The sequence below is a fragment of the Rhodoferax sp. SPJ21 genome, from assembly GCF_058216335.1.
This window is the reverse complement of sequence record NZ_JBYZMO010000001.1, coordinates 1,258,841-1,272,872: the sequence shown is the minus strand read 5'-3', so window position 1 is coordinate 1,272,872 and position 14,032 is coordinate 1,258,841. Positions and strand designations below refer to the sequence as shown.

Sequence of the window (14,032 nt, the reverse complement as noted above, 5' to 3'; positions counted from 1 at the left end):
AGTAATTCAGGCTAGGCCGGGGTGGGTTTGCGTACCGTCCACAGCGCCCCCGCCATCAGGGCGACGCCCATGGTTTGCACGGAATCCAGGGTCCGGCCGTAGACGCACCAGTCCACCAGAATGGCGGTCAGGGGGTAGACGAACTGCAGCACCGCGATGTTCCCCAGGGCCAGCCGGGCCATACCGGTAAAAAGAACCACATAGGCCAGCCCGGTGTGCAGCACGCCCAGGCCGGCAAGCCATGCCCAGGCCGCAGGCTGAGCGGGCCAGCCGAATACGCCGGGGGCCCAGGCCAATACGGCAACGCCGACCACGCACTGCCAGCAGGCCAGCGCGTAGGGGGTGATCACGGTCTCCGTCTTGGCCAGGATCGTCACGGCGGCGTAGCTCAACGAGCCGCCCAGGCACAGCAGCAAGCCCAGCAAGTAGTCGCTGGCCGATGCATCCGCCCGCGACATGCCGACCCAGCCGCTGCTTAGCACCAGGCCGCCCAAGGCCACCAGGGTGGCCAGCCACTGCAGGGCAGACACGCGTTCGCGCAGAAACAGCGCGCCGAACAAGATGACCCAGATCGGCTGGATGTGGAACACGATGGTCGCCACCGCGATGGAGATGCGCGGAATCGCCGCGAAAAACAGGGCCCAGTTCAGAACCATCAGGCAGCCCGTGGCGCAGGCCACCCGCCAGCTTCTGCCGTGCAGCCGCAGCTCTGCCGTTCGCCCGCTGGCCAGACCCCACGCCAGCAGGGCCAGGGCCCCGAATGCGCAGCGGAACCACACCGTCACCAGTGCATGCTGTCCTGCCTCTTCGACAAATACGCCTACCGTGCCGAGCAGCATGCCGCCAAGGACCAGCAGCCACTGGCCTGAGCGTTCTTGCTGCGTCTTCGGACCCGCCTGCGAGGAAGGGAGTGTGTGGCTTGTGTTGTGCATGGCGGTGATCCTCCATGGTTTGGGAAATCGCGTAAAGCGCATAGTTCAAACGGCTACTATTCGTTTTTCGAAAGACTGCTGACATGAAATACCCCGACTTTCAGATTGACTGGCTGCGTGCCCTGGTGGCGGTGGTGGATGCGGGTTCGCTGTCGGCAGCAGCTCCCTTGCTGCACCGCTCGCAGTCGGCCGTCAGCATGCAGCTCAAGAAGCTGGAGGCCGCGCTGGGCCAAAGCGTGTTGCTGCGCGGCCCACGGCACCTGGAGCTCACCCCTGCGGGCACCGAGCTGCTGGCCTACGCGCGGCGCATGCTCGATCTGCAGTCGCAAGCCCACGACGCCTTGTTCGGGCCGCAGCTGGCAGGGCGGGTGCGGCTGGGCGTGCCGGATGACTACGCCTCCCGCTACCTGACGCCGTTGCTGAGCAGTTTTGCGCAGCGCTACAAGGGCGTGGAGATCGAGCTGACCTGCGAGCAGTCCACCGCCCTCATACCCAAGATAAGCCGGGGCGAGCTGGACCTGGCCCTGGTGTCGCGCGACAAGCCCAGCCGTGGGCATGTGCTGTTCCAGGAGCCGCTGGTCTGGGTCGGCGCGCCGCAGTACGAGGCCTGGCGCAGAGCGCCCCTGCCCATCGCCGTGTACGAAGAGGGCAGCATGGCCAGAATGGCCGCGCTCTCAAGCCTGGCGGCCCAGCGGCGCGCCTACCGGGTCGTGTACCACAGCTCCAGTTTGGCCGGCCAGCTGGCGGCGGTGGAAAGCGGCCTGGCGGTGGCCGTGTTCACCCGCTGCAGCGTTCCGCCGCATCTGCAAATCCTGCAGAACCTGCCGGCAGAATTCCAACTGCCCGCGCTGCGTGCCATGGATGTGGCAGCGCTGCGCAGCAAGGTGTCTCTGCGCTCGGCGGCAGTCGATGCGATGTATGAGCAGATGCTCAGCACGCTGGCCGGCACAGGTGGCCGGGTCGCATAGCAAGTCCGCAAGAATTGTCCGCCGCGCAGCACTACATTGCTCACCTAATCAAGGCAAGGAGCCCCGTATGCACACCGTTCACCAGGACCAGGCCATCCACGTATTCGGCATCGAGCTGCGCACCAGCAATGCCGAGGCCTTCGATACCATTCCGCCGCATTGGCAGCGCTTTGCCGACAGCCAGGTGCTGGCGCGCATTCCGGGCAAGCTGTCGGACGAGGTGTATGCGGTCTACACCCACTTCCAGAATGCCGGGCGCGACAACCAGGGCAGCTATTCGCTGGTGATCGGCGCGGCGGTGGCGCCGGATACGCCTCTGCCCCAGGGCCTTGTTCGTGCGGTGATTCCGGCGTCCCAACGCGCCGTGTTCCCGGTGGCACAGGGGCGTTTTGACCTGGTGGGGGCCAAGTGGCAAGAAATCTGGGAACACACCGAGCTGCCCAAGACTTTCATCGCCGAATACGAGCGCTACAGCGCGAACGGCGACATCGACATCCTGGTCGGTATCGCCCCCGAGCCCGTGCCCGCATGAACCGCCCGTACGGCTGGACCGACTACCAGGAGCGGCTGGGCCGGGTCATGGCCTATATCCACGACCATCTGGCCGACCCGCTGGACCTGCAGACCCTGGCCGAGGTCGCCCACCTGTCGCCCTTCCACTGGCACCGGGTGTACCAAGCGCTGCAAGGTGAGAGCGTTGCCGACACGGTGCGGCGGCTGCGCCTGCACCGCGCTACGGGCTATCTGGCCAACACGGCGCTGGCGGTGGCGCAGATTGCGCCCAAGTGTGGTTACCCGAATACGCAGTCCTTCACCCGCGCCTTTCGCAGCGCCTACGGCTTGGGCCCGGCGCAGTACCGTGCCCAGGGCGGCCACACCCTGTTCCAGGGCCCGCAGGCCCAGCCTGAGGCTGCGGGCTACCGTGTGGAAGTACGTGCCGTGGCGCGCGTCACGCTGGCGGGCGTCGTGCACAAGGGCTCGTACATGTTGGTCGGCAAGGCTTTCCAAACTGCCTATACCCGCATGGCTGCGCAAGGCCTTGTGCGGCCCGATACGCGCTGGCTGGCGGTGTACGAGGATGATCCTTTCGCTGTGCCGGAAGCGCAGCTGCACTCCCGTGCCGGCTTGTCACTGCCGCCTGGCGCTAGCGTGCCAGCGCCGCTGCAAATCTTTGAGTTGGGCGGCTGCACATGCGCCGTGCTGCGCCACCGCGGCCCCTACGCCACCATGCGCGCCGCCTACCATTGGCTCTACGGCCGCTGGCTGGTCGAGTCTGGTCACCGCACCGCCGATGCGCCAGTGTTCGAGGAGTACCTGAACAACCCGCGCGACACCGCGCCGGCCGACCTGCTGACAGACATCTTTCTGCCGCTGGCTCCCTGAATTTATAAAAAATACGGCTCTAGCACAGATAAAAACTGCGCTAGTAGCTATCAAAGCAATAGCAAACGTCAAGCTTCACGGGTCTCCAGGCAGCGGGGAAAGCGCCTTTCTTTGTCGCAGCGCAAAGAAAGACTTGCAGTGTGCGCCCATGCTCAGTGCTGTTCGTTATGAACTTCGCTCTGAGGGCTCCAGCATGGTTTTACGCAGACAGGTGGTTCTGGCTACAGCGGCTACCGCGACGACCTTGGGCGCGTGCTCTGGGTCTGACAGGGCGCAGCAGATCGCGCGTAGCCAACGGCAGCCTGGTGTTGCCAGCAGCCTGGAGGCAGCCGCCCGCTTGCATGAACTGGTGCGTTACGCCACCTTGGCGCCCTCTAGCCACAACACCCAGTGCTGGCAATTCCATTTGCAAGACACATCCATACAGATCACGCCGGACCTGTCGCGGCGCTGCCCCGCCGTGGACCCGGACGACCACCATCTCTTCGTCTCGCTGGGCTGTGCCACCGAAAACCTGGTGCAAGCCGCACGGGCCCTGGGCCTGCATGCCGAAGCCGAATTCGCGGTGCAGGGAGCGGGGGCCATTGCCGTTCAGCTGGATGCCCGCAAGCCCATCGCCTCGCCTTTGTTCCAGGCAATCTCTGAACGCCAATGCACGCGGGGTGATTACGACGGCCAGGCTCTGGCAACGGACGAGCTGCGCCTGCTGGAACAGGCGGGCACCGGCAACGGCGTGCATGTGCGGCTATTGAGTGGGCGTCCGGCAATCGACACGGTGGTCGACTACGTGCAGGCCGGCAACACCGCACAAATGCAAGACCCGGCGTTCGTGGCGGAGCTGAAGGATTGGATCCGTTTTAGCTCGGACGAAGCCATCCGCACAGGGGACGGCCTGTCTGCCGCCCTATCGGGCAACCCCAGCATGCCGCGCTGGTTGGGCCGCCCGATGATGGACCTGTTCTTTACGCCGAAGTCGGAGAACGAGCGCTACACACGGCAAATACGCAATGCGGCCGGCATCGCCATCTTTGTGTCCGAGGGCAACGACAAGCCCCATTGGGTCGAAGCGGGGCGTTGCTACGAGCGCTTTGCCTTGCAGGCTACCGCGCTCGGCATCCGTAATGCGCTGCTGAACCAGCCTGTCGAGGTGGCGGCCATCCGGCAGCAGTTCGCAGCCTGGCTCGGACTCAGTCCAAACGGGCCTCGGCCCGATCTCGTGGTGCGCTTCGGGCGGGGCCCCACCATGCCGATGTCTTTGCGGCGTCCTGTCGAATCGGTTCTCCTATAGCCGCCGTTGGTGCTCCAGCGCAAAGCCCCATAATCGAGCGCCTGCCGCACGCCTCCGCGTCGGCCTACCCCAAAGGCAATCTGTGAAGAAAACGTTCCAACTGAACATCGAAGGCAAGCACCCTGACCGCGTGCTCGAAGCCACCAAACACGAAATCCGCAAATACATGCAGCGCCAGTTGCGCGTGGCCCTGCCTGTAGGCGTGGACTACTGGGACTGGGATTGCAAGTTCGGTGACAGCAAAGATGCGGCCGAAGTCGCGCACTACGCCGCCATCACCAAGCTGATCGACGCCCTGGTCGCGCGCGGTGGCACCTCGTTCTACCTTGAGTTGGTGGCCAAACCCGGTGTGCGCACTGCCAAAGCCCCGCGCCAGGACGACAGCGACGACGCAGAAGACTGAAGCCCGCTGCGCTGGAGCTGAACATGCTGAACTACCTGGATTTCGATTACAGCGAAGACGAGCAAGGCTACGGCAGCTTTGAGGCCATGGCCTCCACCCAGCCGGCGCAGGTGGCTGCTGTGCGCCAGGAGATGGCGCAGGTGCTGGACTGGGCTTTTGCGGCCTTCCCCGGCTTGCGCGCCCCGCTGGACGAGGGCGGCGAGTGGGATTTTCATGTGCAGGGCCAGCAGGAGTGGGCCGCGTCCGAAGCGCTGGGCTACGACGAGCAGACCCGCCAGTTCAGCGCCCGGCTGGCGCCTGCCGGGCCACCGCGTTGCACGGTGACCCTGTCGCTGACCGGCAGCGCGCAGTTTTGCGATGCCTTTCGGCAGCGCTTTTTACCCGATTGATCAGGCCGCCACGCTTCCCAAACGGCCCAGGCGCTTGCAGATCTCCAGCGTGGCCGTGCTCTGGTTCATGGTGTAGAAGTGCAGGCTGGGGGCGCCACCGGCCACCAACTTGTCGCACAGCTCGGTCACCACATCCAGGCCGAAAGACTTGATGCTGGCAGTATCGTCGCCAAAACCCTGCAGGCGCAGGCGTATCCAGCGCGGGATTTCGGCACCGCAGGCGTCGCTGAAACGCATCAATTGGTTGGAGCTGGAAATCGGCATGATGCCGGGCACCACAGGAACCGTCACGCCCAGCTTGCGCGCGTCTTCCACCAGGCGGAAGTAGGCGTCGGCGTTGTAGAAATACTGCGTCATGGCCGAGTTGGCTCCCGCATGCACTTTTATGGCGAAGGCGTTCAGGTCGGCGTCGGCCGACTTGGCTTGCGGATGGATTTCGGGGTAGCAGGCCACCTCGATCTGGAAGGCGTCGCCGGTCTCGGCGCGGATGAAGGCCACCAGGTCGCTGGCGTACTGGAACTCACCGCCCGCACCATAGCCGCTGGGCAGGTCGCCGCGCAAAGCCACCAGACGTTTTACGCCCATGGCCTGCAGCGTGGCCAACTGGGCCCGCACGGTGGCCTTGGTCGCGCCCACGCAAGAGAAATGGCTGGCCGCCGGCACGCCTTCGGCCAGGATCTCGGCCACGGTGGCAAACGTGCCCTCCTGGGTCGAGCCGCCAGCGCCGAAGGTGACCGAGCAGAACTCGGGCTTCAAGGCGTATAGCGCCTGGCGCACGGTGCGCAGCTTGGCCGAGCCTTCGTCCGTCTTGGGTGGGAAGAATTCGAGACTGATAGGGAAATTGGATGCGAGGCTCATGGGGCTCTCTTTGCAAAAATGAAGAATTCGCGGTTGCCATCGCCACCGGCGACAGCACTGTCAAACCAGTCCAGCACGTCCAGGTCGAGTTCGGCGCAGCATTCGCGCAGGCGCGCTTCCACCACGGCGTACATGGACTCGTCGCGCACGATGCCGCCCTTGCCGACCTGGCCAGGCTGCAGCTCGAACTGCGGCTTGACCAGCATCAGCAAATGGCTGTCGGGCTGGAGCAGCGGCACGAGGGCTGGCAGTATCAGCGTCAGCGAAATAAAGGACACGTCGCCCGTGACAAGGTCGAACTCGGGTTCGGTATCCAGCCCGTCCAGGCCGGCTTTGCGCTTGTGCCGCACTGGTGCCGCATCGGCGGCGGGTTCGGCGTCCAGAGGCCGCGCGTTCACTTTGCCAGTTGCCTGGGCAATATGCGCTTCGACCTCGGCATCGTCGGCGTCATCGCTATCGTCGTAGTCGGTGACTTCGCCACCACCACGCATCCAGCTGTACGGCGCCTCGGGCTCCGGGTCGTCCACCGCCGGTGGTTCCCAGTGCTCGGACAAGACCATTTCGCAGGCTTCCTGCAGCGACTCGGGCGTGAGTGAACGGGCGTTCAAGCCCTCTACGCACAGCACCCGCGTATCGACGCGCAGCTTGGGATGCAGCTGGCCATGGCCTACGTCCACGCCAGTCACCTGAAGCGCGCCGGCTTGCAGCAGGCAGTCGGTAAACCCGCCGGTGGATTGGCCCACGTCGAGCACTTTCAGGCCGTTGGCGTCCAGGCCGACATGTTTCAGCGCGGCTTCAAGCTTGAGCCCGCCGCGCGAGACATAGCGTGCCTCGGCCGCGTCCAGCAGTTCCAGCTGGGCGTCTTCCGGGATGTCGTCCTTGTTCTTGGCGACATCTCGCCATTTGATGCCGTCGAACCAGCGCATGCCTCCGGCGATCAGGCGCACGGCCTGCGAGCGGGATGCGGCCATGCCGCGTTCTACGAGTAATTGGTCAGCGCGCATGGGGCTCCGGATATGAGGGGGAAATGCGGACGCAGAGCGCCCGCAAAGCCCGTTCGTCCTGAGCTGGTCGAAGGGCCTTGTACAACAGGGCGGCTTCGACAGGCTCAGCCCGAACGGCTGCAGTTTGCTTAGTAGCGGTAGGTTTCGGCTTTGTAGGGGCCGTTCTTGCTAACGCCGATGTAGGCAGCTTGCTCGTCGGTCAGCTCGGTCAACATCGCGCCGACCTTCTTCAGGTGCAGGCGGGCGACCTTCTCGTCCAGGTGCTTGGGCAGCACGTAGACCTTGCCATTTTCGTACGCGTCCTTCTTGGTGAACAGCTCGATCTGGGCGATGGTCTGGTTGGCGAAGCTGGCCGACATCACGAAGCTGGGGTGGCCTGTGCCGCAGCCCAGGTTCACCAGGCGGCCCTTGGCCAGCAGGATGATCTTCTTGCCGTCTGGGAACGTGATGTGGTCCACCTGGGGCTTGATTTCTTCCCACTCGTATTGCTCGATCGCCGCAACTTCAATTTCGTTGTCGAAGTGGCCAATGTTGCAGACGATGGCCTGGTCCTTCATCTTCAGCATGTGGGCGTGGGTGATGACGCTCTTGTTGCCGGTGGTGGTGACGAAGATGTCTGCGTGTTCGCAGGCATAGTCCATGGTGACCACGCGATAGCCTTCCATCGCGGCTTGCAGTGCGTTGATCGGGTCGATCTCGGTCACCCAGACTTGGGCCGACAGTGCGCGCAGTGCCTGGGCCGAGCCCTTGCCCACGTCGCCGTAGCCGGCGACCACTGCCACCTTGCCGGCAATCATCACGTCGGTGGCGCGCTTGATGCCGTCCACCAGGGATTCGCGGCAGCCATACAGGTTGTCGAACTTGCTCTTGGTCACCGAGTCATTCACGTTGATGGCGCGGAACAGCAGCGTGCCCTTGGCGCTCATCTCATTCAGGCGGTGCACGCCGGTAGTGGTTTCTTCGGTCACGCCGATGATCTCAGCCGACTTGCGGGTGTACCAGGTGGGGTCCACAGCCAGCTTGGCCTTGATGGCTGCGAACAGCAGGGTTTCTTCTTCGCTAGTAGGGTTGGCTACCACGCTGATGTCCTTCTCGGCGCGTTGGCCCAGGTGCATCAGCAGCGTGGCGTCACCGCCGTCGTCCAGAATCATGTTCGGGCCTTCGCCGGGCGTGCCCTTGGCGCCGAAGTCAAAGATGCTGTGGGTGTAATCCCAGTAGTCTTTCAGCGTCTCGCCCTTGATGGCGAACACCGGCGTGCCGGCAGCGGCAATCGCAGCGGCGGCATGGTCTTGGGTCGAGAAGATGTTGCACGACGCCCAACGCACGGTGGCGCCCAGGGCTTGCAGGGTTTCGATCAGCACGGCGGTCTGGATCGTCATGTGCAAGGAACCGGTGATGCGAGCGCCCTTCAAAGGTTGCGCGGCTGCGAATTCTTCGCGGATGGCCATCAGGCCGGGCATTTCGGTTTCAGCAATGCGGATTTCGCGCTGGCCCCAGGCGGCCAGGCTCAGGTCGGCAATGGCTTGGTCGGCGGTCAAAATGGGTTTGAGAACTGCGTTCATGGTGGGCTCCAAAACAGGTTGGTACATGTTGGTAGGGCCACTGCGCAGACGGTGAACCGGGACTCACCCGAATTTCAGCCTAGCAGGCAGTGGGTGAGCGCGGTTATCACTAAATGGATGGATTCCGAGCCTCACACCGGGGCCTGGGGTGACCAGGCCGGGGGTTGCAGCGCTCCTCGGAATCCTGCCATTATAAGGAGAAGCCGCTGCGCCGCACATGAAAGGCGTGTAACACCAGACCCGTAGGTCTTTATTTCTTCCGCTTGCTGGCGCGTGCCGACCGTGCCTGCGGAGCGCTGAGGCGCTGGCTTTCCTGGTCCAGCCACAGCAGGGTTTCCGCATGCGACAAAAATCTGCGCAGGTACTCGGGAGACAGCTCGCGCATCGTGGCCAGGGAGCGCAGCACTAGCATGTGGGAATTCAGCGGCCCGGCGTTTTCCGGGCCCCGCTTGAGCGACTGTTCCACTTGGTCCACAACTGCAAATTTGGACCAGACTTCCCGGAAGCCTTGCACACTCTTCAGCTCGGGCCGGCCACCCCAGCCAGCGGGAGCAGAGTTGTCTTCTGCGGCGGGCTGGGTCGCTGTGCGGATGTAGGCGTTCAGTGCAGCCAGCGCAGAGGTGGGCGGGGGAGGGGATTCGGAATGACTTGCCCGGGGCCTACGTTCGCCACGTTCGGCATAGGCCGTCAGCGCGGCTTGCAGCTTGCCATGCACGATGTGCCGTACGGGTTCGGGCGCAGCCTCCAAACGCTGTTGCAGAGCTTCCAGGTAGCGAAAGCGCACGGGGTCCCAATGCTGCGCGCCTGCGTTGCGCAAGGACGCCAACGCCGTCGCCGCATCGAAAGCCTCTGGCGGCATCATGGTGCCGGCGGCTTCTCGGCGGTTGAGCGGGGCACGGGTGCCATTTCCACCCGGCGGTTTTGTGCACGGCCTTTGTCGTCGTCGTTTGACGCCACGGGCTGTTCGGCACCAAACGCGGCCGCAAACACCCGCGACGAGGGCATGCCGGATTCGATCAGTGCGCGCGACACCGTGAGCGCGCGCTGGGCCGACAGCTCCAGGTTGTCGGTGAAATGCTGGTTGCGGTCGATGATGGGCTGGTTGTCGGTAAATCCGCTGACCATCAGCATGTCGTCCCGTGCGCCCAGGTAGACCTGCAGCGGTGGCACCAGGCTTTTCAGCAATTGCCGCCCTTCGGGGCGCAACTGGTCGGAGTTCACCGGGAACAGCACGCTGCCGCTGATGCCGATACGGCCGTTGTTCAAGGTCACGCGGCCTGTGGCCAAGGGCACGGCCAGGGCCTTTTCCAAGGCCATGCGGCGCTGCTCTTCGCTCTGGCGTTTGGCCACTTCCGCCTGCAGATTGGTGACCAGGTCCATCTGCACCACCAGCACACCAACCAGCACCAGCACAAAGGCGCCCAGCAAGCCCGACATCAGGTCGCCAAACACCGCCCAAACGGGCGCGGTCTGCTCTACGCCATCATCCCAGTCGTCCGCGCCGGTCATCCCGCAACCCCTTCCGCGCTGCGCAGGCGGCGCATGTCTTCCACCACCGTTTGCTGCGCGGCGATGCTGAGGTCAATCACCTCGCGGGCCTGGGCCACGTAGTAGGCCAGTTGTTCATCGCTACGAGCAGCCGACTGCTGGATGGCGCCTTCCACGCGCTGCAGGCTGTCCGCCAGTTTTTCGTTCGACGCGCTGAAGAGTTGTACTCCGTGGCCAAAGGCTTCGCCCAGGCTGGCCAACTCCACAGCACTGCCAGTGACCTGCGCCGCCACCTGCGCGGTCTGGTGGGTGTGCACCTCTACCGCGTGGGCAAACTGGCCGCCCGCAGCGTCCAGCACGCGGGCAGCAGATGCCACCAGCGACTCGATGGCGGTGCGCTGGTCGCCCGCTGCCTGGTCCAGCGTCTGTAGCAGTGTGTCGAGTTGCGTCACCAGCTGGGTGCGTTCTGCAAAAGCCTGGTTGTCGCGCTCGCTGAACCCGGCCATTTGCTGGCGCAGCTGGGCAATCACTTCCGCTGCGGCTTGGGGCGCCTCGGCCGCCGTGGCCATCAGTCGGGCCATGGGCTCTTCCAGGGCCGTGCCCAAGGTGGCCAAATGGGTTACCACGGCGGTCTGCAATTCCGCCAGTCGGTCCACTGCGGCCTGGCCACGGGTGGATTCTTCGGCACGCAGGGTTGCCAGCTCGGTGCGCCAAAGGCTGGCCAATTGGTCCAGGCGCTCGCCCTGCTGCTGCGTCCAGCGGACTTCTGCTTCGGTATGGCTGGCCAGCAGGGTTTCAGAACGGCCCACCAGATTTGCCACCTGTGCCAGGGTTGTTTCGGCGCGTTCGCTGGTGTGTACCACCATGTCGCCAGCGGTCTTCTCCAGCGTTTGGCAGACCGCCTGTTGTTGGGCCAGGGCCTGCTCGCCCATGGCGCGCCATTCGCCCTGCAGCGTGTGGGTGGTGGACTGCAATGCCTGCGTCCAGCTTTGTAGGTGCAGCTGGTCGGCCGTAGCTTGGTCCTCGCGGGACTGGGTTACGGCAGCTTGCACCGCAGCCAGCAGCGTGCTGGAACGTTGTTCGAAAGTGTCGGCAAAGCCTTGCAGCGCGGTGCGCGAGAGACTGGCCATTTGCGCCAGGCGCTCGCTCTGGTCCTGTGTCCAGCGGGCCTCTGCGGCGGTATGCGCGGCCAACAAGGCTTCAGATCGCGCTACCAAATCAGCCACCTGTGTCAGGGTGGTTTCGGCGCGCTGGCTGGTGTGCTCGACCATCGCGCCAGCGGTCTTCTCCAGCGTTTGGCACACCGCTTGTTGCTGGGCCAGGGCCTGTTCGCCCATGGCGCGCCATTCGCTCTGCAGCGTCTGGGTGGTGGACTGCAATGCCTGCGTCCAGCCTTGCAGGTGCAACTGGTCTGCGGCCGCTTGTGCGTCCCGGGACTGGGCTGCAGCCGCTTGAACCGAAGCCAGCAACGAGCTGGAGCGCTGCTCAAACGTATCGGCAAAGCCTTGTAGCGCCGCGTCAAATCGGGCCGCCTGGGCCTCGCTGCTGCGCACGTGGTTTTGTTGCGCGGCGGCCCAGCCATCGGCAGTGCGCGCGGCGGCTGCGTCCCAGCTCTGGGCCAGGCCATTCAGCTGGCTTTGCGTGGCATCAAAGACGCGTTGGTGCAGGCGTGTGGATTCTTGCGCCATCTCCGCCATCGCCGCCTGGACTACCGGTTGGATACTGTCGCCCGCCGTGCGTGCCGCAGCGGCCAGGCTGGCTTGCAGCGATGCACTGACGGAGCTGGCCAATTCGCCATACGCCCCCGACACCTCGCGATGGAACTGCGCCTGCTGCCCTTGCAACTGTTCGCTCAACTGCTGGCTGCGGCGCTCCATGCCGTCCATCAGGGCCTGCAGGCGCTCTGCCACCTCGGGCAGCGCGTGGGCCTGCAGTTGCACGGCCTTGAAGGCGTCGTGGCGCTGTTGCGCCATGGAAAACGGCCGCAAGCTGGTGGCAATGCGGGCATCCAGCAGGCGCACCACATCCAGCCGCTCGCGCCGGGCCATGGCCGATAGCAGCCCCAAGACGGCCGACGCCGCCACCCCGGCCACCGAGGTGCCAAACGACAGGCCCAGGCCCTTGATGGGCGCCGCCAATGCGGAGCGAATGGCATGCATGTCGGTGGAGCCCTCCAGCGCAAACACCGCGCCCTTGAAGGTGACCACCATGCCCAGGAAGGTGCCCAGCATGCCCAGCATCACCAGCAAGCCCACCAGGTACGGCGTCAACGCCAGGCCGGGCAGGGCGCTGCGCTCGCCCTCGACGCGCATGCGTACGGGGTTGCGCAGCAGGGCTGGCACACGCTCCAGCCAGGTGGGCAAATCCGCGGGCGGCTGCACCAGGTCGGCCAGCGCACTGGCCAGCGATGCTGTGTCAGCCCGGAAGCGTCGCAGCTCCAGCGCCCCCAGCAAGTACACCCCGGCGATCACCGCGGTAACGGCCAGCGCCAGCGCGCTGGTGCCTACAAACCCATAGCCCACCCAGGCCACGGCCAGAAGACCAATGGAGAAGATGGTGGCGAAAACAAACCTATTCATACTGCGTTCTCAACTTTTTCAATATCCCTGTGCGGCGCCGCTGTGGGCGCACGCTCAAGTGCGGTTTCCCGCTGGAATGCCTCTACCAAGCCCATGACGGGCTCCAGCCGAAGGTCCAGCTCGGCCAACATCACGGCCTGCTGTTCCTTGTCAAATCGGTCCAGCCATCCGCCGGCTTGGCGCCACAGGGCGGGCTTGTCTTGCTGCGGGTGGGTCGTGCGCAGCTGTTCAAACCGGTGCTTCAGCAGCGTTGGGATGGTGGCCAGCAACTTCTGCTCGCGCGCTGCCAGCATTTGCTCCCACACGGCGTCCAGTGCGGCCAGCTGCCGCAAGGTGGGGGACACCGCTGCAATCGCCTCGCGCACATTTACACGCAAGGGCGGGAGCATCAAATCCATCTGGCGCTGCAGGTCCAGGTGGCGCTGGCGAAATGCCGCGTAGTCGGCCACCGTTTCTTCGGGCGCGGCTGGTACCGGCAGGGGCAAGGGTTCGGGGTTGCGGCCCCGCCGCCGGCTGGCGCCCGCATCGGCCACTGCCACCGGTTTGGTGGTGATGGCGTGGGCCAGGACCTGGCGTACCTGCTGCACCTGTGCTGCGACCCCTACGCTGCGGCCCGCCTGGACTGGCTTGCCAGTGGGCTGGGCGGCCGCGCGCGTGGTCTGGATGGCCTGCAGCGCGCCGCGCAGTGTCACCGCGTCGAACACGCCCAGCAGCACGCTCAGCTGCTCGGCAGAGTCCACGCTGGCGCCCGCCTTGCCGACGGAGGCCGGGTCACCCAACAGGCGAACCAATTTGGAACTGCTGAAGTTCGTGCGCAAAAAAGATTCCTTTGCACCCAGGAGGTAGCGGCAATGGGGCTCAATGTGGCGGTATGGGGCGTCTGCCCATTCCCATAGCGATGGGCCAGGGGGCAAGGGCACGGCAGACTCGCCGCAGCCCCATGGTGAAAACACCTTGCGCGTAGCGCTGGTAGCCGGGCATGCATGCGGCAAGCAGCGTGCTGTTTCCGAATGGCCTTGGCTGGGCGAGGATTGTACCGGGTGGCCTTTGAGCGCCACCCAGCCGGCTAGGCGCGAGCAGCGCCGGTCCGGCTGAAAGCGAGAAACTTATGAAAGAAAACAGGCTTTTGTGCAGATTCTGTCTGCGCAGGTAGCTATTTTTTCAGTAGCAAGTCAGGT

The 14,032-nt window shown here is 64.8% G+C and carries 14 protein-coding genes and 1 riboswitch; of the genes, 6 read left to right on the top strand and 8 right to left on the bottom strand.

Features of this window, described 5'->3' with window-relative positions; translation table 11 throughout:
* Positions 1-11 precede the first annotated feature (11 nt).
* Complete coding sequence (locus AC4BBN_RS05800; RefSeq protein WP_490591000.1) at positions 12-932, bottom strand: DMT family transporter; 921 nt, start codon at positions 930-932, stop codon at positions 12-14.
* A gap of 83 nt (positions 933-1,015) precedes the next feature.
* On the opposite strand from AC4BBN_RS05800, the gene AC4BBN_RS05795 reads away from it, so the two are divergent.
* From AC4BBN_RS05795 to AC4BBN_RS05770, 6 genes are all read left to right on the top strand, one after another.
* Positions 1,016-1,900 (top strand): LysR family transcriptional regulator, encoded by an 885-nt coding sequence (locus AC4BBN_RS05795; protein ID WP_490590999.1) that lies wholly within the window; start codon positions 1,016-1,018, stop codon positions 1,898-1,900.
* A gap of 67 nt (positions 1,901-1,967) precedes the next feature.
* Complete coding sequence (locus tag AC4BBN_RS05790; protein WP_490590998.1) at positions 1,968-2,432, top strand: GyrI-like domain-containing protein; 465 nt, start codon at positions 1,968-1,970, stop codon at positions 2,430-2,432.
* Positions 2,429-3,283, top strand: a complete 855-nt coding sequence (locus AC4BBN_RS05785; RefSeq protein ID WP_490590997.1) for an AraC family transcriptional regulator — start codon at positions 2,429-2,431, stop codon at positions 3,281-3,283. The genes AC4BBN_RS05790 and AC4BBN_RS05785 overlap by 4 nt, the downstream gene beginning before the upstream one ends.
* A 193-nt stretch (positions 3,284-3,476) precedes the next feature.
* The gene (locus tag AC4BBN_RS05780; protein WP_490590996.1) at positions 3,477-4,571 is read left to right on the top strand and encodes an Acg family FMN-binding oxidoreductase; all 1,095 of its coding nucleotides are present in this window, start codon (positions 3,477-3,479) and stop codon (positions 4,569-4,571) included.
* Positions 4,572-4,653: 82 nt separating this feature from the next.
* Positions 4,654-4,974, top strand: coding sequence for a DUF6172 family protein (locus tag AC4BBN_RS05775; protein ID WP_490590995.1), 321 nt, complete (start codon positions 4,654-4,656; stop codon positions 4,972-4,974).
* A gap of 23 nt (positions 4,975-4,997) precedes the next feature.
* The gene (locus tag AC4BBN_RS05770; protein WP_490590994.1) at positions 4,998-5,363 is read left to right on the top strand and encodes a hypothetical protein; all 366 of its coding nucleotides are present in this window, start codon (positions 4,998-5,000) and stop codon (positions 5,361-5,363) included.
* Here AC4BBN_RS05770 and metF read toward each other — a convergent pair whose 3' ends face one another.
* From metF to AC4BBN_RS05735, 7 genes are all read right to left on the bottom strand, one after another.
* Positions 5,364-6,221, bottom strand: a complete 858-nt coding sequence (gene metF, locus AC4BBN_RS05765; RefSeq protein ID WP_490590993.1) for a methylenetetrahydrofolate reductase [NAD(P)H] — start codon at positions 6,219-6,221, stop codon at positions 5,364-5,366.
* Entirely contained in the window at positions 6,218-7,225 is a 1,008-nt protein-coding gene (locus AC4BBN_RS05760) for a TlyA family RNA methyltransferase (protein ID WP_490590992.1), read from the bottom strand. The genes metF and AC4BBN_RS05760 overlap by 4 nt, the downstream gene beginning before the upstream one ends.
* Positions 7,226-7,353: 128 nt before the next feature.
* The gene (ahcY, locus tag AC4BBN_RS05755) at positions 7,354-8,787 is read right to left on the bottom strand and encodes an adenosylhomocysteinase (RefSeq protein WP_490590991.1); all 1,434 of its coding nucleotides are present in this window, start codon (positions 8,785-8,787) and stop codon (positions 7,354-7,356) included.
* 88 nt (positions 8,788-8,875) lie between these two features.
* Positions 8,876-8,971: riboswitch (S-adenosyl-L-homocysteine riboswitch) on the bottom strand.
* A gap of 66 nt (positions 8,972-9,037) precedes the next feature.
* A complete protein-coding gene (locus AC4BBN_RS05750; protein WP_490590990.1) occupies positions 9,038-9,649 on the bottom strand; it encodes a DUF2894 domain-containing protein in 612 nt (203 codons plus the stop codon).
* On the bottom strand, positions 9,646-10,296 hold the full coding sequence (locus AC4BBN_RS05745) for an OmpA family protein (protein ID WP_490590989.1): 651 nt from the start codon (positions 10,294-10,296) through the stop codon (positions 9,646-9,648). Before AC4BBN_RS05745 ends, AC4BBN_RS05750 begins: the two co-directional genes overlap by 4 nt.
* Positions 10,293-12,854: a DUF802 domain-containing protein gene (locus AC4BBN_RS05740; protein ID WP_490590988.1), complete on the bottom strand. Its 2,562-nt coding sequence runs from the start codon at positions 12,852-12,854 to the stop codon at positions 10,293-10,295. The genes AC4BBN_RS05745 and AC4BBN_RS05740 overlap by 4 nt, the downstream gene beginning before the upstream one ends.
* Positions 12,851-13,672: a DUF3348 family protein gene (locus AC4BBN_RS05735; RefSeq protein ID WP_490590987.1), complete on the bottom strand. Its 822-nt coding sequence runs from the start codon at positions 13,670-13,672 to the stop codon at positions 12,851-12,853. The genes AC4BBN_RS05740 and AC4BBN_RS05735 overlap by 4 nt, the downstream gene beginning before the upstream one ends.
* Positions 13,673-14,032: the final 360 nt, after the last annotated feature.

Coding starts and splice junctions, on each gene's coding strand:
- AC4BBN_RS05770 (WP_490590994.1), top strand. CDS start 4,998: ATGCTGAACTACCTGGATTTCGATTACAGCGAAGACGAGCAAGGCTAC.
- AC4BBN_RS05780 (WP_490590996.1), top strand. CDS start 3,477: ATGGTTTTACGCAGACAGGTGGTTCTGGCTACAGCGGCTACCGCGACG.
- AC4BBN_RS05795 (WP_490590999.1), top strand. CDS start 1,016: ATGAAATACCCCGACTTTCAGATTGACTGGCTGCGTGCCCTGGTGGCG.
- ahcY (WP_490590991.1), bottom strand. CDS start 8,787: ATGAACGCAGTTCTCAAACCCATTTTGACCGCCGACCAAGCCATTGCC.
- AC4BBN_RS05800 (WP_490591000.1), bottom strand. CDS start 932: ATGCACAACACAAGCCACACACTCCCTTCCTCGCAGGCGGGTCCGAAG.
- metF (WP_490590993.1), bottom strand. CDS start 6,221: ATGAGCCTCGCATCCAATTTCCCTATCAGTCTCGAATTCTTCCCACCC.
- AC4BBN_RS05740 (WP_490590988.1), bottom strand. CDS start 12,854: ATGAATAGGTTTGTTTTCGCCACCATCTTCTCCATTGGTCTTCTGGCC.
- AC4BBN_RS05790 (WP_490590998.1), top strand. CDS start 1,968: ATGCACACCGTTCACCAGGACCAGGCCATCCACGTATTCGGCATCGAG.
- AC4BBN_RS05750 (WP_490590990.1), bottom strand. CDS start 9,649: ATGATGCCGCCAGAGGCTTTCGATGCGGCGACGGCGTTGGCGTCCTTG.
- AC4BBN_RS05745 (WP_490590989.1), bottom strand. CDS start 10,296: ATGACCGGCGCGGACGACTGGGATGATGGCGTAGAGCAGACCGCGCCC.
- AC4BBN_RS05760 (WP_490590992.1), bottom strand. CDS start 7,225: ATGCGCGCTGACCAATTACTCGTAGAACGCGGCATGGCCGCATCCCGC.
- AC4BBN_RS05785 (WP_490590997.1), top strand. CDS start 2,429: ATGAACCGCCCGTACGGCTGGACCGACTACCAGGAGCGGCTGGGCCGG.